Source organism: Bacillus vallismortis (assembly GCF_004116955.1).
Lineage (GTDB): Bacteria > Bacillota > Bacilli > Bacillales > Bacillaceae > Bacillus > Bacillus vallismortis.
On sequence record NZ_CP026362.1, the window covers coordinates 1,403,527 to 1,426,931 of the forward strand.

General features: G+C 43.2%; 18 protein-coding genes, 2 pseudogenes and 1 riboswitch. Of the genes and pseudogenes, 11 read left to right on the forward strand and 9 right to left on the reverse strand.

From position 1 onward, the window contains the following. The first annotated feature begins 108 nt into the window (after positions 1-108). Both BV11031_RS07725 and exlX read left to right on the forward strand, forming a co-directional pair. The gene (locus BV11031_RS07725) at positions 109-786 is read left to right on the forward strand and encodes a YoaK family protein (protein WP_010330598.1); all 678 of its coding nucleotides are present in this window, start codon (positions 109-111) and stop codon (positions 784-786) included. Between the two features lie 261 nt (positions 787-1,047). After that, positions 1,048-1,746: an expansin ExlX gene (exlX, locus tag BV11031_RS07730; RefSeq protein ID WP_010330599.1), complete on the forward strand. Its 699-nt coding sequence runs from the start codon at positions 1,048-1,050 to the stop codon at positions 1,744-1,746. Between the two features lie 45 nt (positions 1,747-1,791). Here the strand turns inward: exlX and BV11031_RS07735 are convergent. Next, a pseudogene (locus BV11031_RS07735) lies at positions 1,792-2,393 on the reverse strand (4-hydroxyphenylacetate 3-hydroxylase C-terminal domain-containing protein); the annotation flags it as partial. A 386-nt stretch (positions 2,394-2,779) separates the two neighbouring features. Between BV11031_RS07735 and BV11031_RS07740 the strand changes: the two are divergent. Continuing rightward, positions 2,780-4,465 (forward strand): methyl-accepting chemotaxis protein, encoded by a 1,686-nt coding sequence (locus BV11031_RS07740; RefSeq protein ID WP_010330601.1) that lies wholly within the window; start codon positions 2,780-2,782, stop codon positions 4,463-4,465. A gap of 113 nt (positions 4,466-4,578) precedes the next feature. Here the strand turns inward: BV11031_RS07740 and BV11031_RS07745 are convergent, their stop codons facing one another. The 4 genes from BV11031_RS07745 to BV11031_RS07760 all read right to left on the reverse strand — a co-directional run bounded on the left by BV11031_RS07745 (position 4,579) and on the right by BV11031_RS07760 (position 7,989). Further along, a complete protein-coding gene (locus tag BV11031_RS07745) occupies positions 4,579-4,872 on the reverse strand; it encodes a YozQ family protein (RefSeq protein WP_010330602.1) in 294 nt (97 codons plus the stop codon). A gap of 58 nt (positions 4,873-4,930) precedes the next feature. Further along, the gene (locus BV11031_RS07750) at positions 4,931-5,053 is read right to left on the reverse strand and encodes a hypothetical protein (protein WP_010330603.1); all 123 of its coding nucleotides are present in this window, start codon (positions 5,051-5,053) and stop codon (positions 4,931-4,933) included. A 495-nt stretch (positions 5,054-5,548) separates the two neighbouring features. Beyond that, positions 5,549-5,842 (reverse strand): hypothetical protein, encoded by a 294-nt coding sequence (locus tag BV11031_RS07755; protein WP_010330604.1) that lies wholly within the window; start codon positions 5,840-5,842, stop codon positions 5,549-5,551. 104 nt (positions 5,843-5,946) lie between these two features. Next, the gene (locus BV11031_RS07760) at positions 5,947-7,989 is read right to left on the reverse strand and encodes a molybdopterin oxidoreductase family protein (RefSeq protein ID WP_010330605.1); all 2,043 of its coding nucleotides are present in this window, start codon (positions 7,987-7,989) and stop codon (positions 5,947-5,949) included. Positions 7,990-8,136: 147 nt separating this feature from the next. Then, a riboswitch (SAM riboswitch) is annotated at positions 8,137-8,228 on the forward strand. A 97-nt stretch (positions 8,229-8,325) separates the two neighbouring features. Between BV11031_RS07760 and BV11031_RS07765 the strand changes: the two genes are divergently transcribed. The 3 genes from BV11031_RS07765 (at position 8,326) to BV11031_RS07775 (ending at position 12,171) form a co-directional block, all read left to right on the forward strand. Further along, positions 8,326-9,369, forward strand: a complete 1,044-nt coding sequence (locus BV11031_RS07765) for a 2-hydroxyacid dehydrogenase (protein ID WP_082246379.1) — start codon at positions 8,326-8,328, stop codon at positions 9,367-9,369. Next, a complete protein-coding gene (locus BV11031_RS07770) occupies positions 9,369-10,832 on the forward strand; it encodes an FGGY-family carbohydrate kinase (protein ID WP_010330607.1) in 1,464 nt (487 codons plus the stop codon). Before BV11031_RS07765 ends, BV11031_RS07770 begins: the two co-directional genes overlap by 1 nt. Before the next feature lie 94 nt (positions 10,833-10,926). Further along, complete coding sequence (locus tag BV11031_RS07775; RefSeq protein ID WP_010330608.1) at positions 10,927-12,171, forward strand: MFS transporter; 1,245 nt, start codon at positions 10,927-10,929, stop codon at positions 12,169-12,171. 223 nt (positions 12,172-12,394) lie between these two features. Here the strand turns inward: BV11031_RS07775 and BV11031_RS07780 are convergent, their stop codons facing one another. The 3 genes and pseudogenes from BV11031_RS07780 to BV11031_RS07790 all read right to left on the reverse strand — a co-directional run bounded on the left by BV11031_RS07780 (position 12,395) and on the right by BV11031_RS07790 (position 14,117). After that, complete coding sequence (locus BV11031_RS07780; RefSeq protein ID WP_010330609.1) at positions 12,395-12,928, reverse strand: GNAT family N-acetyltransferase; 534 nt, start codon at positions 12,926-12,928, stop codon at positions 12,395-12,397. A 41-nt stretch (positions 12,929-12,969) separates the two neighbouring features. Continuing rightward, a pseudogene (locus BV11031_RS07785) lies at positions 12,970-13,742 on the reverse strand (hypothetical protein). A gap of 69 nt (positions 13,743-13,811) precedes the next feature. Further along, entirely contained in the window at positions 13,812-14,117 is a 306-nt protein-coding gene (locus BV11031_RS07790; protein ID WP_010330610.1) for a DUF948 domain-containing protein, read from the reverse strand. A 150-nt stretch (positions 14,118-14,267) separates the two neighbouring features. Between BV11031_RS07790 and BV11031_RS07795 the strand changes: the two genes are divergently transcribed. From BV11031_RS07795 to proB, 4 genes are all read left to right on the forward strand, one after another. Then, positions 14,268-14,984 carry a 3-ketoacyl-ACP reductase gene (locus BV11031_RS07795; protein ID WP_010330611.1) on the forward strand — a complete coding sequence of 239 codons (717 nt, stop codon included), beginning with the start codon at positions 14,268-14,270 and terminating at the stop codon, positions 14,982-14,984. A 227-nt stretch (positions 14,985-15,211) separates the two neighbouring features. Next, complete coding sequence (gene rtp / locus BV11031_RS07800) at positions 15,212-15,580, forward strand: replication termination protein (protein WP_003220337.1); 369 nt, start codon at positions 15,212-15,214, stop codon at positions 15,578-15,580. A gap of 145 nt (positions 15,581-15,725) precedes the next feature. Continuing rightward, entirely contained in the window at positions 15,726-16,619 is an 894-nt protein-coding gene (proC, locus tag BV11031_RS07805) for a pyrroline-5-carboxylate reductase (protein ID WP_082246380.1), read from the forward strand. Continuing rightward, on the forward strand, positions 16,616-17,731 hold the full coding sequence (proB, locus tag BV11031_RS07810; protein ID WP_010330613.1) for a glutamate 5-kinase: 1,116 nt from the start codon (positions 16,616-16,618) through the stop codon (positions 17,729-17,731). The genes proC and proB overlap by 4 nt, the downstream gene beginning before the upstream one ends. 61 nt (positions 17,732-17,792) lie before the next feature. Here proB and gltC read toward each other — a convergent pair whose 3' ends face one another. After that, the gene (gene gltC / locus BV11031_RS07815; protein WP_010330614.1) at positions 17,793-18,695 is read right to left on the reverse strand and encodes a glutamate biosynthesis transcriptional regulator GltC; all 903 of its coding nucleotides are present in this window, start codon (positions 18,693-18,695) and stop codon (positions 17,793-17,795) included. Between the two features lie 145 nt (positions 18,696-18,840). Between gltC and gltB the strand changes: the two genes are divergently transcribed. After that, positions 18,841-23,403 (forward strand): glutamate synthase large subunit, encoded by a 4,563-nt coding sequence (gene gltB / locus BV11031_RS07820; RefSeq protein WP_010330615.1) that lies wholly within the window; start codon positions 18,841-18,843, stop codon positions 23,401-23,403. Positions 23,404-23,405: the final 2 nt, after the last annotated feature.

Here is a 23,405-nt window from a genome sequence, read left to right on the forward strand (position 1 = left end):
GAATAATAGGTTCTATCTTCCTAATTAAAGCCGGGTTATGAAAAAATAAACAGATTTTTCGTTAAAAACATACTCTCAATTGAAATAGAAGAAGGGATTGATACACCGTTGACTGCAGCAGCTTATCGAAACACCTTGCTTTCACTTTTATGTTTAACAGCTGGAATCGTGGATGTAATCGGGTATTTAAGCCTGGGACATGTATTTACAGCGAATATGACTGGGAATATTGTATTGTTGGGGTTGGCGATCGGCAAATCCCTTGAGGTCACAGTTTTTCATTCTTTGACTGCGCTAATCGGATTTATATGTGGCGTCATTATATCAACACTGATTGTCGGAAAGGCAGAAAATACCCTGTGGCCTACTGCGGTGACAAAAGCGCTGGCACTTGAAGCATTCATTTTGTTTATCTTTGCTTGTCTTTCTTTTTATTCGGCTTTTGTTCCTGTATACATCCTTATTATTCTCATGAGCATATCCATGGGGATTCAAACCATCGCAGCTAAAAAGCTGGGAATCGCCGGTATTTCTTCAACTGTGTTGACTGGAACACTGGCTTCTCTTTTAGAGGATTTGTCCGGCCGTTTGTTTTTTAAGAAGCAGAAGAAGGCTTTTGTAAGAGACGCTGTGTTGCGAGCGCTGGCTATTATCTTATATTGTGTGGGGGCTATTATTGTAGCTTTAGCTGAGCCTGATTTTTATCACATCATCATTTGGGTTCCGATCGTGATGATATTTGGCATCATGCTGACAGCTAAGTTGAAACTGAGCGGGAAAAAATAAAAGCAGTTACCAGATGAGCAGCTTGTTTCATGTCGCAAAGGGCTATAGGAATGCGGCACAGTAAATAAAAATATGAAATTCGACTGGCATGCACACTCATTCATTTGTATGGTTTTTTCAGGAACATCCTACCTTTGATATATGAATGATAGTGAATCTGTCTTAAAACAATCTATGAATCTATTTCCTCTTTCAAACCAGATGATTGAGCTTTAAAATGATAATGATTCTCATTTAAAGCCTGGATTGAGGAGGACATGCATGAAAAAGAATATCAGTGCTATTGTCGGTGTGGTTTTATTGATGCTCATTTGTTTTTCCCCGCAAGCTTCGGCAGCATATGACGATCTGCATGAGGGGTATGCAACGTATACAGGATCGGGTTATTCAGGAGGGGCTTTCCTGCTGGATCCCATTCCTTCTGATATGGAGATTGCTGCAATCAATCCGGCAGACCTCAACTACGGGGGAGTGAAAGCGGCACTTGCAGGCTCGTATTTGGAAGTCGAAGGGCCAAAAGGAAAAACCATTGTCTACGTTACCGACCTGTATCCTGAAGGCGCTCGGGGAGCTCTCGACCTGTCACCTAATGCTTTCCGTAAAATCGGCAATATGAAAGATGGAAAAATCAATATCAAATGGCGTGTTGTCAAAGCTCCAATCACAGGACATTTCACGTACAAGATTAAAGAAGGCAGCAGCAGGTGGTGGGCGGCAATCCAAGTCAGAAATCACAAGTATCCGGTTATGAAAATGGAATATGCTAAGGATGGAAAGTGGATCAACATGGAAAAAATGGACTATAACCATTTTGTCAGCACCAATCTAGGGACAGGCTCTCTCACAGTCAGAATCACTGACATCCGCGGGAAAGTCGTGAAAGACACCATTCCGAAGCTGCCTGAAAGCGGAACGTCCAATGCATATACAGTGCCGGGCCATGTACAGTTTCCTGAATAAAAAGCACGAAACAGCGGATCTTATCCCGCTGTTTTTTTATTTTCCCTATGAATCGTATGAATCATCAATATGTGCATATAAAAATTCTTTAATCATGTTTACTTGCTCCTGCTTCGGATACGTGCTATACAGTCTGCTTGAAATCCGTATAGGATCTCCATAAAAGTATCTTTCGTAGTGAGTTTGTCTTGTTCCGAATGAACTCATGGTTAAATCCCATGCCAAACGAAAAATTCTAACCCGTTCTCAGCATTTGTATTGGTTGCTTGGAGGTATTGACCAAGATCTTCCCGGATCGCTGAATCAAACCCTTTTTCTGTCGGCAGCGTCACCATTCCGCTAGCGCCAATTCGTTGAATGATTTCAGTCAGCCGCGGATATAAAGTAGGAATGATCGTACTGATGACTTGCAGCGGAATCAAACTGGGCCGCATATAACCGTATTCATCTAACTGGGCATCATGTTCTGACTTGTCAATGAGTGCCTTCATGCTTTCCAATCCTACAATGGTTTCAGAGAGTTTTTCTTGAATATGCTGATATTCAGAAACATTAATCGTGTCGATCAAGAGCTGCGCGACTCCTAATAGAAATTCTATTTTGATCATTTGCCTAATGGCGACCTGATGAAAGGTAAAGGCGTGAAAGATCGTACCATATTTCGTTTTCTAGTTTATTCAATCGGTCAATGAATTCTTTTCCATTGATGATCCCCATTTGACGTTTCGCTCCTTCAAATAGCTGTGTGTTGTCATTATATTTTTGAAATTACAGCCTGTTCAGCCAATTTCAGATAGGAAAAGCCTTTTTTAGTATAGAAGCAGCGAAAAAGGAACCATTTGAATACCTAGGTGTCTTGCGCGTTTTTTTGCCATGCCCGCAGGTGTGAAAAATTGGATTTTTCACTGAGATGATAGCACTATAAACTTCATCAAACATGTCGATATTAGTGACAGGGGTTTAAGCGAATGATGACTGAAACACTTGAACATATTTTTTCAACTATTACATCGTGCAGAAAGGGAATCGACATATGAATGTGAAAACAAAATTGCTGGGGATTATATCGATATTAGTGATTTCAATCTTTGGAATTGGAGGTGCCTCCGTTTTTATGATTTCTTCTACTGTGAAAAAAAATGAAGAACTTAAAGACAAAATGGAATTCCAAAAAGAAATGAAACACATCCAATATCGTTTGGCCGGTTTATCAAATGATGAAAGAGGCTTTCTGATTAACGGAGACAAAGAATATGACGAGGGAATGCAGGAAAAAGCAGACGATGTCTTAAAGAGCCTTGATCGGATCAATGACTTGATTGATAAAGAGAATGATCAATCAAATATCGAAGACATTAAGTCAAGTTTCACTCAATATAGAGCTTTAAATCAGCAAGTAGTAAAAGCCTACTATTCGGATCCTAAAAAAGCAGAAACCATCCATTTTGGAGAAGAAAGAACGTTAAGAAAAGAAGTTGTAGATCCAGCTGTCAATAAGCTGTCTGACCGCTTGGATCAAGAGGTGGAGGCTCTAAAAGGAGAAATACGAGACAATGGGGAAAAGAGTCAATGGTTCATCAGCATTGTTACAGGGGTATCAATCATATTAGGCATTGTTTTAAGTTTATTGCTGTTAAAGTCCATTATGGTGCCATTGAGAAGCTTGAATAAGCAGCTTGAGGAAATTGCTCACGGAGACGCTGATTTAACGAAAAAAGTCATTGTAAAAAATAAAGACGAATTTGGACAGCTTGCTCAATCTTTCAATTCTTTTACCCAATCATTAACTCAAATTGTAAGGCAGATCAGCAGTTCATCTGAGCAAGTCGCCGCATCTTCTGAAGAATTATCGGCAAGCGCGGAGGAATCAAAATCAACTTCTGAACATATTTCCGGAGCCATGCAGATGGCTGCCGACAGTAATGCAAAACAAAGCTCAATGACAGAAAAAAGTGCGGAATCCATTACTGAATTATTAGACAGTATTTCATCCGTTGCTTCAAATACGGGTAATATAGCGGATCTTTCTTCTTCAATGAGAGATAAAGCTGAAATAGGGTCGAAATCCGTCAACAAAATGTTAGAGCAGATGAAATTTATAGATACATCTGTGGATTCAGCCGGAAATGGTTTGCAGGCATTGGTTTCGAGCTCAGCGGAAATCAGTGATATTTCTTCATTGATCACAAATATTTCCGAGCAGACAAATCTGTTAGCGCTGAATGCCGCGATCGAGGCGGCTAGAGCAGGAGAGCAAGGGAAAGGATTTGCTGTAGTGGCAGAAGAAGTTCGGAAATTGGCCGATGAAACAAATAAATCTGCAAAACACATTCAATCAGTGGTAACAACTATCCAAAATGAATCAGTTGAGACGGTGAATAACATTAAGGTTGTTCAAGAAAATGTGAGCTCGGGTATTATGCTTTCTCAAGAGACAACAGGGAATTTTAATGAAATACTGAACCTTGTGGAACAGGTCACTTCTCAAATACAAGAAGTGGCAGCGGCAACACAGCAGCTTACATCAGGCGTTGAAGTGATTCAGCAGACAGTACATACATTAGCCGCTGGCACAAAAGAAACATCAGCACATACAGAAGCCGTGGCAAAATCATCACAAGAACAGCTCAATTCAATGGAGGAAATCTCCTATGCTGCAGAATCTCTATCCCAGTTGGCGGAAGAACTTCAAACCGTCATTAATCGTTTTAAATATTAATAAGGCTGCATTTTTAACCCCATCTAATCCGGTGGGGTTTTTCCTGCTTTGCAGTGTTTGTTTCTAAAAAAACGGAACTAACTTGCTTCTTTTAAGTTAGCCCCGTTGAATGACTAATCAAAATTTTGATCAATAGTCCCTTCAAAATAGTCATCGCTGACTTGTTCATGAGTTTCAGCCAATCCTTTTTCCAATTGCGTCGTTCCTTTATAATCAGAAGGTTCGAAATATCTGCCAGCGACATCCGTGTTGTCAGTTATGTTTTCTTTCTTATGAGTTTGATTTTCAGCCTTTGTATGTTCCGCCTGACCATTTTCATTTAAAGACTGCTGAAAATCGTATTCCTTGTCAATTGAAGAAAATCTTTTGTAGTCATCCGGTCTGTCTGCTCCATTTTTTCGAGTCATTTTTACTCACTCCAGACTATTGAAATTTACTGTGTCAGATATGGGAATAAGGCAAAACTTATTTCGTTCTTTTAGGATCAGAATCATGTTTTTTAGGGTTATCTGCTTTGAAAGCTGTTTCAGTCTCATGGTCATTTCTTATTTGCTCAATACTTGAATTTTGAATTCCTTTTTTACTCAATTGGTGTCACCCCTTTACGAAAAGTGTTGAATATCAACTCTTCTTATTCTGTCTGTTAGGCAGGGATTCATTCGCATTATTTTGTTAATTGTGCAATCCGATCGTATTAATTGATAAGGAAAACCGACATTTTTGAAACTTTCGTTCGTACATTACGGATTTGAAGAGGCTGTATATAGAGCTGAGATTTTGAAAAGTCTGTATGTATAGATGAGAGCGATTGATCTTATCATAAAGGGAGGGAACTGAAGAGGGGATATGCTTTAATAAGGAAAGTGCACAAAAAATGAATTTATGTTTCAAAACGCAAACAGATTGAAGGGTTTGTCTGCCTTATGGAACTCAAAACAGATACCGTTTAGGACATTTTGACAGAAAACAAAATGGAATACAACGTTTGTGTTGCGGCAACACCATGTGTTTTTACAAATTTACGTAAATGAAAAGTCACTAAGAAGAGCGTCACTAATGAATACGCTCTTCTCGGAGTTTGCTTTATTCACCCAGATGTTTCTCAACTAATGTGAATGTCCATTCTTTTAACAGATGTTTTTGCACATACCTTTTTCCGTTTATTTCAATGTAAGGCAGGTCTTTCATCTCCCCGGCTAATTGTTTTGCCTCTGCTGTCGTTATTCCTAAAAAATATCCGATGTAATAGTGAATATCTCGTTCTTTTATTAACAAGGTATCACTTTTTTCATATGCTTTTGGATGATTCATTTGCTTTACGCCTTCACCGATAAAATATCCAGCCAAAGCAATACCGATTCCTAAAAAAACGTCCATGTGCATGCCTCCATTTTGTGATGTTAGGTTATACGAGCTTGGCCTGCTCCAAGTTTCATTTTCTAACCAAAAAAACGCCAGAATGTGCTCTGGCAGTTTTCTTTTTACGCCTTTTCGATCTGCACCCGGCCTGAAAAAAAGGTAGCGCCGCCGCCCATATCGGATAAGCGGTCTGGAGTGAGCGCGTTTACAAGCTGTTTTTTCCCTGGTTCATCGGCCCATAATCCTTGACTGACTACAACACCCGGCAGCACTTGTTCTCCGACTGCAGCGGCCAGCTCGCATTCTCCTCGGCTGTTCCAAATTCGTACAGCGTCTCCATCAACGATTCCGTATTCTTCAGCATCTATTGTGTTGATAAAGAGTTTTGGCGTTTTTTCAAGCTTGATGTGTTTCGGATTGTTGGAAAATGTTGAGTTTAAGAAATTATGATTTGGCCCCGGAACATACATAAACGGAAGGTCGTCATCGTTTGCAAGAGGCGTATGTGCCGGAAGAGCAGGGAAACCGTCTTGCTTCATTTTTTGTGAATACAATTCTATTTTTCCGCTTGGAGTCGGGAGTTTACCCGGAAACAGCGGTTTTTCGCGTTTCGCTTTCATAAAGGAATGCGTACTTAGTGAGTCATAATCAATCTCCGCCAAATACGGGTTATCTGGATGGTCAAGCGCCTGGCGGATTAATTCTTCATCAGAATCTTTGAGCCCCTGGTCTGTGAAGCCCATTGCTTCAGCCAGTAATCGGAACACCTCGGTGTTAGACTTGCTTTCTCCATATCTCTCAATCACCGGTTGTTGAAGCTGAATATAATGGTGCCAGTAGGAGGTATAAAAATCAGTATTTTCAAAAGCGGATGTCGCAGGCAGTACGATGTCCGCATATGCAGCCGTTTCTGTTAAAAACAAATCATGAACAACAGTAAACAGGTCTTCCCGCAGCAAGCCCTTTCTGACTTTGGTCGCTTCTGGCGCGACAACGGCCGGGTTCGTCCCGTAAATAAAAAGGGAACGGATCGGCGGATCTGTTTCCAAAAGCACTTTGCCAAGCTGATTCATATTAAATGATCTTGGTGTGCGCCCCTTTAGTAAGTCAGGCCGCTGCAAGGCATTCGTGTTATATGCTAAAATTCCGCTGTTATGCTTAATTGCGCCGCCTCCTTTGCGCAGCCATTGGCCGGTGATGGCTGGAAGACAGGCAATCGTCCGTACGATCATCCCGCCGTTATCATGATGCTGGAGCCCGTTTCCGATTCTGATAAAAGAAGGGGAGGTGTCGCCGTACATTCTTGCCAGCTGGTATATATCGTCGGTGCTGACACCGGTGATCCGCGATACCTTATCCGGATCATACTGTTTCACGTGTTCACGGAGCTCTTCATAGCCGACTGTGTATTCAGACAGAAAGGCTTCATCATGAAGATTCTCTTTAAATAAAATGTGCATGATGCCTAGGGCAAGTGCGCTGTCGGTTCCGGGTTTTATGGGAATAAACCAATCTGCGAGACGCCCTGTCTGGTTTTTATGCACATCAATGACGACAATTTTGGCACCTTGTTTTCGCGCTTTTTGAGCGATTGTAATTTGGTGCATATTTGTGCTGACCGCATTAATTCCCCAAAATATAAATAGTTTTGTATGAATGGTTTCCTCAGGATCGGTTCCTGCGCTAATGCCCATTGTATATTTGTAGCCCTCAGATCCCGCTTTGCTGCAAATTGTCCGTTCAAGCTGGCTTGAGCCCAGACGATAAAAGAAGCGGCGGTCCACTCCTTCAGCTGTTAATTTCCCCATATTTCCGTAAAAACTGTATGGAAGTATGCTTTCAGCGCCATCTTCATCAATCAGCTGTTTCCAGCGTGCGGTGATGGTATCGATCGCCTCTTCCCAAGAGATCGGTTCAAATATCGCTTGTCCTTTTGGGCCAGTCCTTTTGAGCGGTGTCGTCAGCCGCTTTTCATCATAGATGCGCTCCGTCATGTTTCGGACTTTGTTGCATATGTTACCGGCTGTGACAGGATGGTCAGGATCACCTTGCACTTTCACTATTTTTCCATCTTTTTTATGTATTAGCAATCCGCACTGATCCGGGCAGTCCAGCGAGCAAACCGATTTAAAAATGCCGTTTTGTTGTGTGGCAAATGATTTCATGGCCCAGTACCTCTCTCTAGTTAAATATTTTGTAAGAATTATAACATTTCCGATGATAACGTCAATTCTGAAAAAAGAGATTGACAACAATCTGAGACTTCTTTATGATAAACGTATTCTTTATTCTGAAAATTACATACTCAACATTTTCTATCCAGAGAGGTGGAGGGACTGGCCCTATGAAACCTCGGCAACATTATTGTGCCAATTCCAGCAAGCGTCAGCTTGAAAGATAGGAAAGCAAGGTTTATACCGGCGTCTGTCTCTAAACAGGGCATGCGCTTATACATGAATCTCTTTCCATCTTCGGGAAGAGATTTTTTTTTATGAAAAAATATGATGAAAAGGATGTTTTGCACCATGACGGTTTTGGTTACAGCACCGTACAACAAAGAAGGACGAAAAGAGCTTGAAAACTTGTTCGGCTCGGTTGCTTATCACTCTTGGAAGGAACAAGGCCGGGCATACCGGGAAGATGAACTCATTCAGCTACTAAAAGAAACACATGCGATAGGATTGATTACTGAGCTTGACCACGTATCAGAAAGCGTATTTGCATCTGTTCCAGAACTTTCATTTGTGGGCGTATGCAGAGGCATGCCCTCCAATGTGGACGTGGCCGCAGCGTCAAAAAGGGGCATACCCGTTTTCTATACACCCGGGCGGAATGCACAAGCTGTTGCTGAAATGTTTATCGGCAATGTGATTTCCTTTCTCCGTCATACCAGCGCCTCTAATCAATGGCTGAAGGATGGAAAATGGGACAGCGATTACTTGCAGGCCTATGTCAAATTCAAAGGGAATGAATTAACGGGGAAAACGGTCGGCATGGTTGGGTTCGGCGCGGTTGGGCAAAGGATTGCAAAACTGCTGACTGCGTTTGACTGTAACATAAAGTATTACGATCCATACGTGCAAGACGATCATCCTCACTATGAAAACGTATCTCTTAAAACGGTGTTTTCAGACAGTGATATCGTTTCAGTCCATCTGCCTCGTACCGAGGAAACACTGGGACTTATTGATCGGACGTATTTTGATCTGATGAAAGAGAGTGCGATTTTCATCAATACGTCAAGAGCAGTTGTGGTAAACCGTGAGGATCTTTTATCTGCATTAAAAGAACATAACATCAGAGGAGCGATTTTGGACGTTTTTTATCATGAACCTCCAGAGGAATCAGATTACGAATTTATTTCATTGCCTAATGTTCTGGCAACACCGCATCTCGCTGGAGCAACTTTTGAAGTGGAGGATCATCATGTGACGATCCTGAATGATGCCCTCAAAAAGTGGCAGGCTGAAAAAACTCTTCATCTTCCAACACTATATAACAAAGAAGTACTAAAAACAGAGGGAAAAGAAAGGAGGGCAACGTAATGACAAAACAAAAAGGCTATCTCGTTTTCGATATCGGCACAGGCAATGCGAGAGTAGCTGTCGTGAGTGTATCGGGTCGAGTCCAAACAGTTGAACGGGAGGACATTGTCTATTCCACTGAGACGCTTTACCCGGACAGCCGTTATTTTTCCCCTCAGGTGCTGTGGGAGCAAGTAATAAAACTGGCAAAACGTGCGCTCTCTCGTTCAAGGAATATTGACATCATTGGTTTGACATCGACGAGTCAAAGGCAAGGGATTGTGCTGATCGATCAAAACGGCGACTCTTTTCTCGGGCTGCCGAACATTGATAACCGCGGCCGTGAGTGGGAGGAGAGTATACCCAATCGGGAAGAGATATACAGCCGTACGGGCCGTCTGCCGACTGCACTTTTTTCTGCGCTCAAGCTGTATGGTTTAAAACAGCGGCAGCCCTCTTTATGGGAAAAAACCGTGAGCTTTACAAGCATCAGTGATTGGGTGACGTACAAGCTGAGCGGAATATTGACATATGAACCATCACAGGCAACCGAAACCTTGCTGTTTGACGTGAAGCAAAATACTTGGTCAGAAGAAATGTGCGGCATATTCGGCTTTTCTTCATCCATCCTTCCTCCACTTGTAAGAGCGGGAACAGTGATTGGAACGCTAACGCATGAGTATGCGTCCGAATTAGGCCTTTCCATACAAGCAAAGGTGATATCAGGAGGAGGGGATACACAGCTGGCTGTGAAAAGCACCGGCGCTGCGCTTGAGGACATTGTCATCGTATCAGGGACAACAACGCCAATAACCAAAATTACGGCTAAGCATGGCGACACAAAACATAAAGCCTGGCTGAATTGCCATACAGATCAAGGACATTGGCTTGTGGAAACAAACCCGGGCATTACCGGTCTGAACTATCAAAAATTAAAACAGATTTTTTATCCGAATGAATCGTACGAAGTGATGGAGGAAGAGATTTCTGCACTTGCTAAAGAAGACAATGCATGCGTGGCGGCTCTCGGTTCTTACTTATCGGCGGAAAAAAATGCGTTAACGAAAGGCGGTTTTCTTTTTGATGCCCCGCTTGCAGCACATTTAGAAAGAGCGCATTTTGTGCGTGCGGCGCTGCAAGAGATTGCATTTTCAATCAAATGGAACTTTGACATGTTAACAGAGGTTACACCGTTTGAACGTGACTATGTGTGGGTGTGCGGAGGAGGATTCCAAAGCAGGGCGCTCACTCAATATATCGCGGACCTTCTTCAGAAAAAAATCTATGTTCAAGAGGGATATCATCAGGCATCTGTCGTTGGCGCCGCAGTCATTTGCAATGAAGCCTTTCAGTTGACGGAAGAGATGACAGCAAATATCCGGGTGATCGAACCGCAGGACTGTCAGACTGAACTTGCTTTATATGAGGAATGGAAGCAAACACAGCGCTTTTTTTCAGGTTCAGAAAGCGAAGTGCTGATATAAGGCAGCATAAGCTGCTGTTTTAAGGGATGTTCTCATTATTGGCTTTAACAAGGTAATACGGTAATTGATATATGCATCTAAGGAGGAGACAGAAATGTTAGATAAAATTGGAATACCGAAGCGGCTTGCCTGGGGGTTTTTAGGGGTTGTTTTGTTTATGATGGGAGACGGGCTTGAACAAGGCTGGCTCAGTCCTTTTCTGATTGAAAACGGGCTTACGGTTCAGCAATCCGCTTCAATTTTTAGCATTTACGGGATTGCGCTGGCGATAGCATCCTGGTTTTCGGGTGTATGTCTCGAATCATTTGGCGCAAAACGGACGATGTTTATGGGGCTGTTGTTTTATGTGATCGGTACAGCTGCTTTTATCGTGTTTGGGTTTGAACAGCTTAATCTTCCGGTGATGTATGCGACTTACTTCGTAAAAGGGTTAGGCTACCCGCTTTTTGCTTATTCTTTCTTGACATGGGTCATTTACAGAACACCGCAGCGCAAACTAAGCACCGCTGTTGGCTGGTTTTGGATTGCATACTGCCTGGGCATGTTTGTGTTCGGCGCTTGGTACTCAAGCTACGCGATCAAAGCGTTCGGTTATTTGAATACGCTGTGGAGCTCTATTTTCTGGGTATGCCTAGGTGCATTCTTCGCACTATTCATCAATAAAGACCGTTTTGAAAAGAAGAAAAGAAAAAGGTCAGAAACAGCCGAGGAGCTTCTAAAAGGAGTCACCATTCTCTTTACGAACCCGCGGGTGCTGACAGGCGGAATCATCAGAATCATCAACAGCATTGGCACATATGGATTCCCAGTCTTTTTGCCGATGCACATGGCGCAGCACGGAATTTCAACCAATGTGTGGCTGCAAATTTGGGGAACGATTTTTCTGGGGAACATTGTGTTTAACCTCATCTTTGGGATTGTCGGTGATAAATTCGGCTGGAAAAATACCGTTATGTGGTTCGGCGGAGTCGGCTGCGGCATTTTCACCGTCCTCTTATATTATGCACCTGTTTTCTCCGGCGGAAGTGTAGCGGTTGTCAGCGTGATAGGTTTTATTTGGGGAGGCTTGCTGGCAGGCTATGTGCCAATCGGCGCCATTGTGCCGACGGCGGCTGGAAAAGACAAAGGAGCAGCCATGTCTGTATTGAATTTGGCGGCAGGTTTATCAGCATTTGTCGGTCCTGCACTCGCTTGGCTGTTTATCGGTCTTGTCGGTGCGCAAGGCGTTGTCTGGATCTTTGCCGTCCTATATCTAGCGAGTGCGGTCATGACGAAATGCATTCATATACCTGAGGAAAAAGCAGTACAGGAGGAAACCTCTCCTCAATATGCATCTTAATCAGAAAGCGCCCTGTTACAGGGGCGCTTTTCGTCATTGTTCAGTGATGTAAGGCTCTTCGATATGGAAATCTACAAGCGAACTGACCTGGAGGGATTTCATCCATCAGCCTGATAAGAAACTAAGATAAAAACCTGCGCCGTTAATTTCGTGTATTATCTTGCCCGGATGAATCTCTTTTTGTAACTTAAAGAATGATTGCTAGGGAGAAAATGCCGTTCGTTCATTCTCTTGATGTTACCATAGAATATACATTTGTATCATAAGGGATTCCATCTTGATACATGTACTGTCGTAAGACGCCTTCTTTTTGAAATCCCATTTTTACAAGCAGGCGGTTTGAGGCTTCATTTTCGGTAAATACAACTGCGCCAATCCGTGTCAGTCCAAGGGTGGCAAACCCGTAGGATACAACCGCTGAAATGGCTTCTGATGCGAATCCGTTTCGCCAATGGGCCGGGATGATTTCATAACCGATTTCTGCACGCCTGTGCTTTTGGGCCAAAGCGTGAAAGCCGATTGTTCCGATCAATTCTTTGGTGTCTTTTCTCTCAATTCCCCACCGTATACCGCGATTTTCTTGATAAAGGCCGGAAAATGTTTGAACCATTGAAATAGCCTGTTCGATAGATTCCATGTTTTCAAGTCCGTAATAGCGTGTCACCTCATGGTTTGAAAAACAAGCAAAAATGGTTTTCGCATCTTGATCTGTGATTTTCCTAAGGGTAAGCCGATCCGTCTCTAATACAGGAAACATTCTACCACTCCCAAGTTCATCTTTTGTTTATCATATCCCTTTTATTTCCTCTTTTCTATAGTACATTCAAACCTGAGGAAGCAAAGGAACGAATTTGACTTTTGAGTAGCTCTTTGTTTGTGATGAATTGTTTCAAACGATGGCCGTTCGCACCTGATGGGTGAGGAAAGCCGCGCAGGCAATGAACATTCCGGAGACTATGCTGGCTGAGCAATGTTTCACAGACTGCTTCGGCGGCTTTTCCAAGCGGAATAAGAAGGGCCGGTGCTGTCACTTTATTGAGCTCTGCGGGGAAATGCCTAAAGGCATAGGTGCAAAGGATGGGGGAGAGAGTAATGGCGGGCCTGTATCCGGTATAGTTTTTTTGCTGAACGAATACAGGATATTTGATAACGGAAGTGGTATGAAGCATATGCCGCAAGTCTCTAAAAAGCTGTGTGGCGCTTTGAATGCTTAAAGCCTGCGGGAGACCGCATAAATCCAGCATGGTGATCAGGTTATGCCTCATTGAACCGGAAAGACCAGCTGCTTTTTTCGTGTCTACCGCTATTTGCTCAAGAGACCGGCCGCGCCGCAGGCTGTCGACGGCTGTTTCGTACGCTGTTTTCATCTGAAAAAAACCCGGCGAGATTCACGCAATTATCATTGTGGCAGACCGATTGATATATTCATTATGAGGTGAATAGTAGATGCCAAGCCCGTTTTCTTGATGAAGACGAAATTGAGAAACGAGTAATGCTGACTTTGTAGGTGACGAGGGAAGAGTAAGCAGTTTCTCTGTGAACGCCTCTAAGCAACTGCGATTTAACATCATGCGTAAGCCTCCTAAAAAAATGATATCCCATTGTCCATTTTGATCATAACAAAGGGATATCATTCATCTTTATCTGCTATTAAAAGGCCCTGCTTGCCACACCTTTTTAACTGCTTGAGGAACTTCTTTCACTTCTGCAGCCGTCTGCTGAAAGGCAGCTTTTTTCATTTGGACATCCTGCTGAATGTTCTTTTGTTTTCGTGTCAGCAGCTGCGCCTCATTTTTTAATCCTTCGACTTGTTTTTGCATTGCCTGCGTAACAGAGGTGAGCTCTTGTAGAGCGGGATCTATTTTTTTCTTGTTTTGAATCACATTAACCCCTAGAAAGATGATAGAGAGAGCCAATACTGTGATGCTGATATAAACAATAACCATATGTTCACTCCTTTTCTTATGTCATTACCCTATTTCTTCATTTTTAATCAGAAGAAATGATATTTGCATCATTCGTTTGATTTGCGTATTGGATCTATTGTACTTATAATGTGATATCGTGCATATGTAAACAAAGAAAGGGTGCTTCAATTGCAAAGTTTACAAAATAAAACCGCTCTTATCACAGGCGGAGGCAGAGGAATCGGCCGCGCTACCGCTCTTGCGCTTGCGAAAGAAGGCGTGAATATCGGGTTAATCGGCCGGACTGCCGCAAATGTTGAAAAAGTGGCTGAAGAAGTCAAAGCGCTTGGCGTAAAAGCTGCATTTGCCGCTGCAGATGTAAAAGATGCCGGCCAGGTTAATCAAGCTGTAGCTCAAGTGAAGGAACAGCTTGGCGATATTGATATCCTCATTAATAACGCTGGAATCAGCAAATTTGGCGGTTTCTTAGATCTGTCAGCTGATGAGTGGGAAGATATTATCCAAGTTAACCTAATGGGTGTGTATCATGTCACTCGCGCGGTGCTACCGGAAATGATCGAACGCAAAGCCGGAGACATCATTAATATTTCGTCTACAGCTGGCCAAAGAGGAGCAGCTGTGACTAGTGCTTACAGCGCTTCTAAATTTGCGGTTCTCGGATTAACGGAGTCTCTTATGCAAGAAGTGAGAAAGCATAATATTAGAGTCAGCGCGCTAACACCGAGCACTGTCGCTAGTGATATGTCAATTGATTTGAATTTAACAGACGGTAATCCTGAAAAAGTGATGCAGCCAAAGGATCTTGCTGAATACATGGTGGCACAATTGAAATTAGATCCGCGAATCTTCATCAAAACAGCGGGATTGTGGTCAACTAATCCGTAAAACGAGAAGCTTGTCTTTTGACAGGCTTTTTTTATTTGAATATAATTGAACTAAACAAACTATGTACTAAATATTCATTATGTATTCTTAGTTAGTCCACTCCACTTATAAACAGTAAATACAAGAAACCTGCAATATCAGTCTTTTATAGAAGAGGGAAAACAAAAGAAGGGAATTGAATATTTAGTACATCATATTTTTAGTATCAGAAGAAGGGAGTGCAAGTGATGAAAGAGGAAAAAAGGAGTTCAACGGGCTTTTTAGTAAAACAACGCGCGTTTTTAAAACTTTATATGATCACTATGACAGAGCAAGAAAGGCTATACGGCTTGAAGCTGCTTGAGGTGCTTCGATCTGAATTTAAAGAAATAGGTTTTAAGCCAAATCATACAGAAGTATACCGTTCTTTGCATGAGCTTCTTGATGATGGGATATTAAAGCAAATCAAAGTAAAAAAAGAAGGGGCTAAGCTTCAGGAAGTTGTCCTCTATCAATTTAAAGATTACGAAGCTGCCAAATTATATAAAAAACAGCTGAAGGTTGAGCTTGACCGCTGTAAAAAATTGATTGAAAAAGCGCTGTCAGATAATTTTTAATACAAACAAACACCCAGAGCGGCAGTGTCTATTGGGTGTTTTGCTTCACAGTATACATATTTGTCGAAAAGAAACAATACAAATCAATGATGACCTTCTTACTTGACATCATTTCCTCACGTGATAACATTTTAAACGTGTGAAAATGCGAACAAAAAAGCGAACAAAGGAGATGTTACCGATCTTTGATCAAAAAAAAGTAGCCTTTATAGGAGCAGGATCTATGGCGGAAGGAATGATATCAGGTATCGTTCGTGCCAACAAAATCCCGAAACAGAACATCTGCGTTACAAACCGCAGCAATACAGAGCGATTAGCTGAACTTGAGCTTCAATATGGAATCAAAGGTGCTGCACCGAATGAAATATGTATTGAAGACATGGATGTGCTCATTTTGGCAATGAAGCCAAAAGACGCCGAAAGCGCTCTGTCATCACTTAAATCACGTATTCAACCCCATCAATTAATACTGTCGGTCCTTGCCGGCATAACTACCTCATTTATTGAACAATCATTGCTTAATCAACAGCCGGTTGTCAGAGTGATGCCTAACACATCCAGTACAATTGGCGCTTCTGCAACGGCCGTTGCGCTTGGCAAGCATGTCTCAGAAGATCTGAAAAAGCTTGCTGAAGTATTGCTCGGATGCATGGGTGAAGTCTACACAATACAAGAAAATCAAATGGACATATTCACCGGAATTGCAGGCAGCGGCCCCGCGTATTTTTATTATTTAATGGAATTCATTGAAAAGACAGGCGAGGAAGCGGGCCTCGACAAACAGTTATCACGAAGAATTGGCGCACAGACGCTTTTGGGCGCCGCAAAAATGCTCATGGAAACAGGAGAACAGCCCGAGGTATTAAGAGACAATATCACCTCACCGAACGGAACAACAGCTGCCGGGCTGCAAGCCTTAAAAAAGAGCGGCGGCGGAGAAGCGATTTCTCAAGCCATTAAGCATGCGGCTGAGCGTTCTAAGGAAATCAGCGACGATATCGAAAAAACAGCGGCCCCGCTATCAGGAGTGGTAAAGTGACGCCTGATACAAACATGAAAAGAGTCGTTGTGAAGATTGGGAGCAGCTCATTAACAAGTCTTCATGGAGAAATCAGCATTCGAAAATTAGAAGCATTGGTCGATCAGGTCGTCAAACTCAAAGACGCCGGCTATGAAGTCATTTTGGTTTCGTCAGGGGCAGTGGCAGCTGGATATCGAAAGCTCGGATTTATCCAAAGACCCGAAAAACTTCCCGAAAAACAAGCATCGGCTTCAATCGGCCAGGGCTTGCTGATGGAAGCATATTCAAAGCTGTTTTTGGCCCATGGTTATGTGGCATCCCAAATTTTAATTACGAGAAGCGATTTTTCTGATGAATATCGATATAACAATGTCCGGAATACAATGAATGTACTGCTTGAACGCGGCATTATCCCGATTATAAATGAAAATGATACAGTTACCGTTAATCGGCTCAAATTTGGCGACAATGATACGCTCGCAGCAAAAGTAGCCGGTTTAATCGATGCAGATATGCTTGTGATTTTATCAGACATTGACGGATTATATAATGGCAATCCGCGCACAAATCCAGAAGCAAAAAGGATACAGCGGGTGAGTGAAATCACGCCCGACATCGAAGCATGCGCAGGTGACACAGGCAGCGACGTCGGTACCGGGGGCATGCGATCTAAGCTTGATGCATTTAAAATCGTAATGGCGTCCGGCATTAAAGGGTTTCTTGGTCAGGCAGATGCCGATGATATTTTATATCAAGCCGTTCATGAAGAAGCGGAAGGCACCTATTTTGAAGCAGAGGGAACGCTTCCGTTGAATCGTAAGGAACAGTGGATTGCTTTTAATTCCGGCCCTGAAGGTGAAATGATTTTATCAGATGATTATTCACGAATAATAACGAACGGGCAATCAAGTTTATATCTGGATGGTGTACAGGAGATTAAAGGCAAATTCAAAAACGGATCAGTTGTCAGGCTGATGGATTCACAAGGGGCAGAAATCGGCCTCGGAATCGTCAATTATTCTTCTGTACAGCTTCAAGAACCCGACAAGAAAAAAGAGCTGATGAACAAAGCAGTCATTGATCAGGAAGCATTTGTTTGCCATGTGGATTTATCTTTGCCTGTCTATTAATGAAAATCAGATACAAGAGCAAAAAACCCGAAGCTTCTTTATTGAAGCTCGGGTTGCTTTTTTATTGATACTGCTCTAGTTTAGAGAAGAATTGAATGACAAACTCATAAAAATCATTCGCAGACGGAGCAAGTTCTCTGTTTTTTGGTTTAATGATTCCGACCGTCCGTTTTACTTGAGGAAACTCAATTGGGATTTTCACAGTAAAACGAGGTGTCGTTTCAGCGAAAGTGCTTTCCGGCAGAAGAGTAACGCCCATTCCTGCGGAAACCAATCCTTTGATGGCGTCCAAATCCTCACCCTCCGTAGAAACGAGAGGAGCAAATCCAGCTTGTTGGCAAGCATCGATTGCCATTTTTCTAAGCACAAATCCTTCCGGGAACAATACAAATTGGTCGTTGCGCAAATCGATTAAATGAACCGTTTTTTGTTTGGCAAGCGGATGATTTAATGGAACTAGCGCGTAAATTTTTTCTGTGAATAAAATGTTGCCTGATATGTCTGGAAAATTTGTCGGCACCGGTCCTAATAAGGCCAGATCAATATCGCGGGTTCTGACAGCCTCAATCAGAAACTTATAGGAGCCTTGGCGCAGCAAAAATTCGACGTGCGGATATTCTTCTTTAAATGCTGAAATGACAGTCGGCAACAGCTGGCTCGCAAGGCTAGTGGGAAAACCGATCTTGACCGTTCCGCGATGCGGGTCGAGATACTCATCAATTTGTTCTTTTGCGTAATCAATGGCTTTCATCGCTGTTTTCACATGAATTAAAAATTCTTTTCCGATCGGTGTGAGTTTGATATTTCTCCCTTCGCGCTCAAATAAAGTCACATTTAATTCTTCTTCTAGGTTAGCAATTTGTCTGCTGATTGCTGATTGGGCCACATGCAAATGATCCGCGGCTTCTGAAACGTGTTCTCTTTCAGCTACCTCCATAAAATAACGCAGTTGGCGCAGCTCCATGTTTGTCTCACATCCATCTATCTCATTTTGAGATTCTTTTGATCTAAATTATATATTGTTTATATCGTTTTGAAAACCTACAATGATTATAGAGTGTTAGATTTTATGACCGGTATTATCGGAAATCGATCGGGGGAGAGGAATTATGACGTACAATCAAATGCCAAAAGCTCAAGGTCTCTACCGTCCTGAATTTGAACATGATGCATGCGGAATCGGCCTATATGCGCACTTAAAGGGCAAGCAGACTCATGACATCGTCAAACAAGGGCTTAAGATGCTTTGCCAGCTAGACCACAGAGGGGGCCAAGGCAGTGATCCGGATACAGGAGACGGAGCCGGCTTACTGGTTCAAATCCCTGATGCTTTCTTTAGAAAAGCGTGCAAAGACATCAATCTGCCGGAAAAAGGGCGTTACGGGGTAGGAATGGTCTTTTTCTCACAGAAGGAAGAAGAAAGAAAAAAAATCGAAAAGCAAATCAATGCACTGATTGAACAAGAAGGCCAAGCCGTTCTTGGATGGAGAACTGTACCTGTAAATGTCGGAAAAATCGGAACAGTAGCGCAAAAAAGTTGTCCGTTTGTCCGTCAGGTATTTATTGGCGCAAGTTCTGATCTGAAGGATGACTTGTCTTTTGAACGAAAATTGTATGTCATTCGTAAGCAGGCTGAAAACTGGGGAGTAACGGAAGGTCTTGATTTTTATTTTGCCAGTCTTTCAAGCCAGACGATTGTTTACAAAGGGCTTTTAACACCTGAGCAAGTTGATGCGTTTTACTCTGACCTGCAAGATGAAGCGTTTGTATCAGCTTTTTCGCTTGTTCATTCACGTTTTAGTACAAACACATTCCCTACATGGGAAAGAGCGCATCCAAACCGCTATTTGGTTCACAACGGTGAAATCAACACCCTTCGGGGAAACATCAACTGGATGAGCGCGCGTGAGCAGCAATTTGTATCTGAAAGCTTCGGGGAGGACTTGAACAAGATTCTGCCGATTTTGAATGCTGACGGCAGTGACTCTTCCATTTTGGATAACGCATTTGAGTTTTTTGTGATGGCTGGCCGTAAACCGGCGCATACCGCAATGATGCTCATTCCTGAGCCGTGGACGGAAAATACGCATATGTCTAAGGAAAAAAGAGCGTTTTATGAGTACCATAGTTCTCTAATGGAGCCTTGGGACGGACCGACAGCCATTTCATTTACTGACGGTAAACAAATCGGCGCAATCCTTGACCGGAATGGTCTCCGGCCGGCGCGTTATTATGTAACCGAAGATGACTATATTATTTTCTCATCTGAAGTAGGCGTTATTGAAGTTGAACAGGAAAACGTTTTATATAAAAACCGCCTTGAGCCCGGAAAAATGCTTTTAATTGATCTGGAAAAAGGCCGTATTATCACAGATGAAGAAGTTAAAACAGAAATTGCGACTGAGTACCCGTACCAAAAGTGGCTTGAAGAAGAGCTTGTCCAAGTGAATCCTGACCCGGAAACAAGAGAGGAAGAACAGTTTGCAGACCTTCTGACTCGTCAGAAGGCATTCGGATACACATATGAAGATGTCCAGAAATATTTAATTCCTGTCATCACAGAAGGCAAAGATCCTCTCGGTTCAATGGGGAATGACTCGCCGCTGGCCGTCCTGTCAGACCGAGCGCAATCACTGTTTAACTACTTTAAGCAGCTGTTTGCACAAGTAACGAACCCGCCGATCGACGCGATTCGTGAGCAGCTTGTAACTTCTACAATGACCTGGCTTGGCGCAGAAGGCGACCTTCTTCACCCGAGTGAGCGAAACGTTCGCCGGATTAAACTGTATACACCTGTTTTATCAAACGAACAATTTTACGCATTAAAAACGATTGTTCATCCGGATTTAAAAAGCCAAAAAATCGATGTGCTGTTCTCTGAGGACCTTGAACGCGGATTGAAGGAGATGTTCACACAGGCTGAGAAAGCCATCAGCCAAGGTGTTAGCCTGTTAATTTTATCAGACAAAAAAATGAACGAACGCCTAACACCCATTCCGCCGCTTCTGGCAGTCAGCGCGCTGCATCAGCATTTGATCCGCAAAGGGCTGCGTACGAAAACCAGCATTATTGTGGAATCGGGAGAAGCGCGAGAAGTGCATCACTTTGCAGCATTAATCGGATATGGTGCGGATGCGATTAATCCTTATCTCGCATATGCGACCTACAAGCAGGAAATTGATGAAGGCCGTTTGGATATTAGCTATGAAGAAGCGGTCAGCAAATATGGGAAAAGCATTACTGAAGGTGTCGTCAAAGTCATGTCCAAGATGGGGATTTCAACTGTACAAAGCTACAGGGGCGCCCAAATCTTCGAGGCGGTAGGCATTAGCCGTGATGTGATTGACCGCTATTTCACAGGAACCGCATCACAGCTCGGCGGCATCGACTTGAAAACAATTGCGGAAGAGGCACAGCGCCGCCACCGGGAAGCGTATCAGGATGATTACAGCAAAACGCTTGAACCCGGTAGTGACTTCCAGTGGAGAAACGGCGGTGAGCATCACGCGTTTAACCCAAAAACAATTCATACCTTGCAATGGGCGTGCCGCAAAAATGATTACAATTTATTTAAACAATATACAAAAGCGGCTGATGAAGAACGCATTGGATTTTTACGGAATTTGTTCGGATTTGACGAAACCCGCAAGCCCCTGAAATTGGAGGAAGTTGAATCTGCTGAATCTATTGTCAAACGCTTTAAAACGGGTGCCATGTCATTTGGATCCTTGAGTAAGGAAGCACACGAAGCTTTAGCAATCGCAATGAACCGTCTTGGCGGAAAAAGCAACAGCGGAGAGGGCGGAGAAGATCCAAAACGCTTTGTTCCAGATGAAAACGGCGATGACAGAAGAAGCGCGATCAAACAAATTGCATCCGGACGTTTCGGTGTCAAAAGCCATTACCTGGTCAATGCAGATGAGCTGCAAATTAAAATGGCGCAAGGCGCTAAGCCAGGTGAAGGCGGGCAGCTTCCTGGCAACAAGGTATATCCTTGGGTTGCTGATGTTCGCGGATCAACACCTGGCGTCGGATTAATCTCACCGCCGCCGCATCACGACATTTATTCAATTGAGGATTTAGCCCAGCTGATCCACGATTTGAAAAATGCCAACCGTGACGCCAGAATCAGCGTGAAGCTGGTATCAAAAGCAGGCGTAGGCACAATTGCTGCTGGTGTTGCCAAAGCGACTGCAGATGTTATTGTGATCAGCGGTTACGACGGAGGTACAGGTGCCTCTCCGAAAACCAGTATTAAACATACAGGGCTTCCGTGGGAGCTTGGTCTCGCAGAAGCACATCAAACATTAATGTTGAACGGACTCCGCGACCGTGTTGTATTAGAAACAGACGGAAAGCTCATGACCGGCCGTGACGTTGTGATGGCTGCCTTGCTAGGAGCTGAGGAATTCGGTTTCGCAACGGCTCCGTTAGTCGTACTCGGTTGTATCATGATGCGTGCCTGCCATTTGGATACATGTCCTGTCGGGGTAGCGACACAAAATCCAGAGCTTCGCAAAAAGTTCATGGGAGATCCCGACCATATTGTGAACTATATGTTGTTCATTGCTGAAGAAGTTCGTGAGTATATGGCTGCGTTAGGTTTCAAGACATTTGATGAAATGATCGGCCGCACTGACGTACTCAATGTGAGTGAACGGGCGAAGGGGCACTGGAAGGCAAGCCAGCTTGATTTGTCTACCCTGCTTTATCAGCCTGAAGGCATACGGACATTCCGATCGCCGCAAAATCATAAAATTGATCAATCACTCGATATTACAACGATTCTCCCGGCCGTACAAAAAGCCATCGAGACTGGAAAAAATGCAGATGTTTCTATCGACATTAACAATACAAATCGTGTAGCCGGTACGATAACAGGCAGTGAAATTTCAAAACGCTACGGAGAAGAAGGGCTTCCTGAGGATACGATCAAGCTGCAGTTTACCGGATCAGCCGGTCAAAGCTTTGGAGCTTTCGTCCCTAAAGGCATGACGCTTTATTTGGACGGAGACTCAAATGATTATGTCGGAAAAGGGCTTTCTGGCGGAAAAATTATCGTCAAGTCACCGGAAGGATTCCATTCCGCGTCTGATGATAATGTCATTATCGGTAACGTGGCGTTCTACGGTGCGACAAGCGGTGAAGCATATATTAACGGACGTGCGGGTGAACGCTTTGCCGTTCGCAACAGCGGTGTGAATGTGGTGGTAGAAGGTATCGGCGACCACGGCTGTGAATACATGACTGGCGGCAGTGTTGTCGTACTCGGTGATGTAGGCAAAAACTTCGCGGCAGGTATGTCCGGCGGAATCGCTTATGTTCTCGCTGAAGATGTAAAAGCGTTTAAACGCAAATGCAACCTTGAAATGATTTTATTTGAATCACTAGAGGATGAAAAAGAAATCCAGCATGTCAAAGCCATGCTTGAAAAACATGCTGGGTATACAAACAGCCAAAAAGCAACAGACCTGCTTGATCAATGGGAAGACAGTGTGAAAAAATTCGTCAAAGTCATTCCGAAAAACTACAAACAAATGCTCGCAAGTATCGAAGAGCAAAAAGCTGCAGGGTTATCAGATGAAGAAGCCGTAATGTTCGCATTTGAAGCCAACACGAAACCAAAGCAAAATACAGCAACATCGGGACAAAAACAAGCGGTAGTGCAGTAAGG

Excerpts from the sequence above, each read along its gene's own strand:
- BV11031_RS07755 (WP_010330604.1), bottom strand. The coding sequence starts at position 5,842 with ATGGACGTTTTTTTAGGAATCGGTATTGCTTTGGCTGGATATTTTATC.
- gltB (WP_010330615.1), top strand. The coding sequence starts at position 18,841 with ATGACGTACAATCAAATGCCAAAAGCTCAAGGTCTCTACCGTCCTGAA.
- BV11031_RS07790 (WP_010330610.1), bottom strand. The coding sequence starts at position 14,117 with ATGGTTATTGTTTATATCAGCATCACAGTATTGGCTCTCTCTATCATC.
- BV11031_RS07765 (WP_082246379.1), top strand. The coding sequence starts at position 8,326 with ATGATGAAAAGGATGTTTTGCACCATGACGGTTTTGGTTACAGCACCG.
- proC (WP_082246380.1), top strand. The coding sequence starts at position 15,726 with ATGCGAACAAAAAAGCGAACAAAGGAGATGTTACCGATCTTTGATCAA.
- BV11031_RS07740 (WP_010330601.1), top strand. The coding sequence starts at position 2,780 with ATGAATGTGAAAACAAAATTGCTGGGGATTATATCGATATTAGTGATT.
- BV11031_RS07745 (WP_010330602.1), bottom strand. The coding sequence starts at position 4,872 with ATGACTCGAAAAAATGGAGCAGACAGACCGGATGACTACAAAAGATTT.
- exlX (WP_010330599.1), top strand. The coding sequence starts at position 1,048 with ATGAAAAAGAATATCAGTGCTATTGTCGGTGTGGTTTTATTGATGCTC.
- BV11031_RS07770 (WP_010330607.1), top strand. The coding sequence starts at position 9,369 with ATGACAAAACAAAAAGGCTATCTCGTTTTCGATATCGGCACAGGCAAT.
- gltC (WP_010330614.1), bottom strand. The coding sequence starts at position 18,695 with ATGGAGCTGCGCCAACTGCGTTATTTTATGGAGGTAGCTGAAAGAGAA.
- BV11031_RS07780 (WP_010330609.1), bottom strand. The coding sequence starts at position 12,928 with ATGTTTCCTGTATTAGAGACGGATCGGCTTACCCTTAGGAAAATCACA.
- BV11031_RS07775 (WP_010330608.1), top strand. The coding sequence starts at position 10,927 with ATGTTAGATAAAATTGGAATACCGAAGCGGCTTGCCTGGGGGTTTTTA.
- BV11031_RS07760 (WP_010330605.1), bottom strand. The coding sequence starts at position 7,989 with ATGAAATCATTTGCCACACAACAAAACGGCATTTTTAAATCGGTTTGC.
- rtp (WP_003220337.1), top strand. The coding sequence starts at position 15,212 with ATGAAAGAGGAAAAAAGGAGTTCAACGGGCTTTTTAGTAAAACAACGC.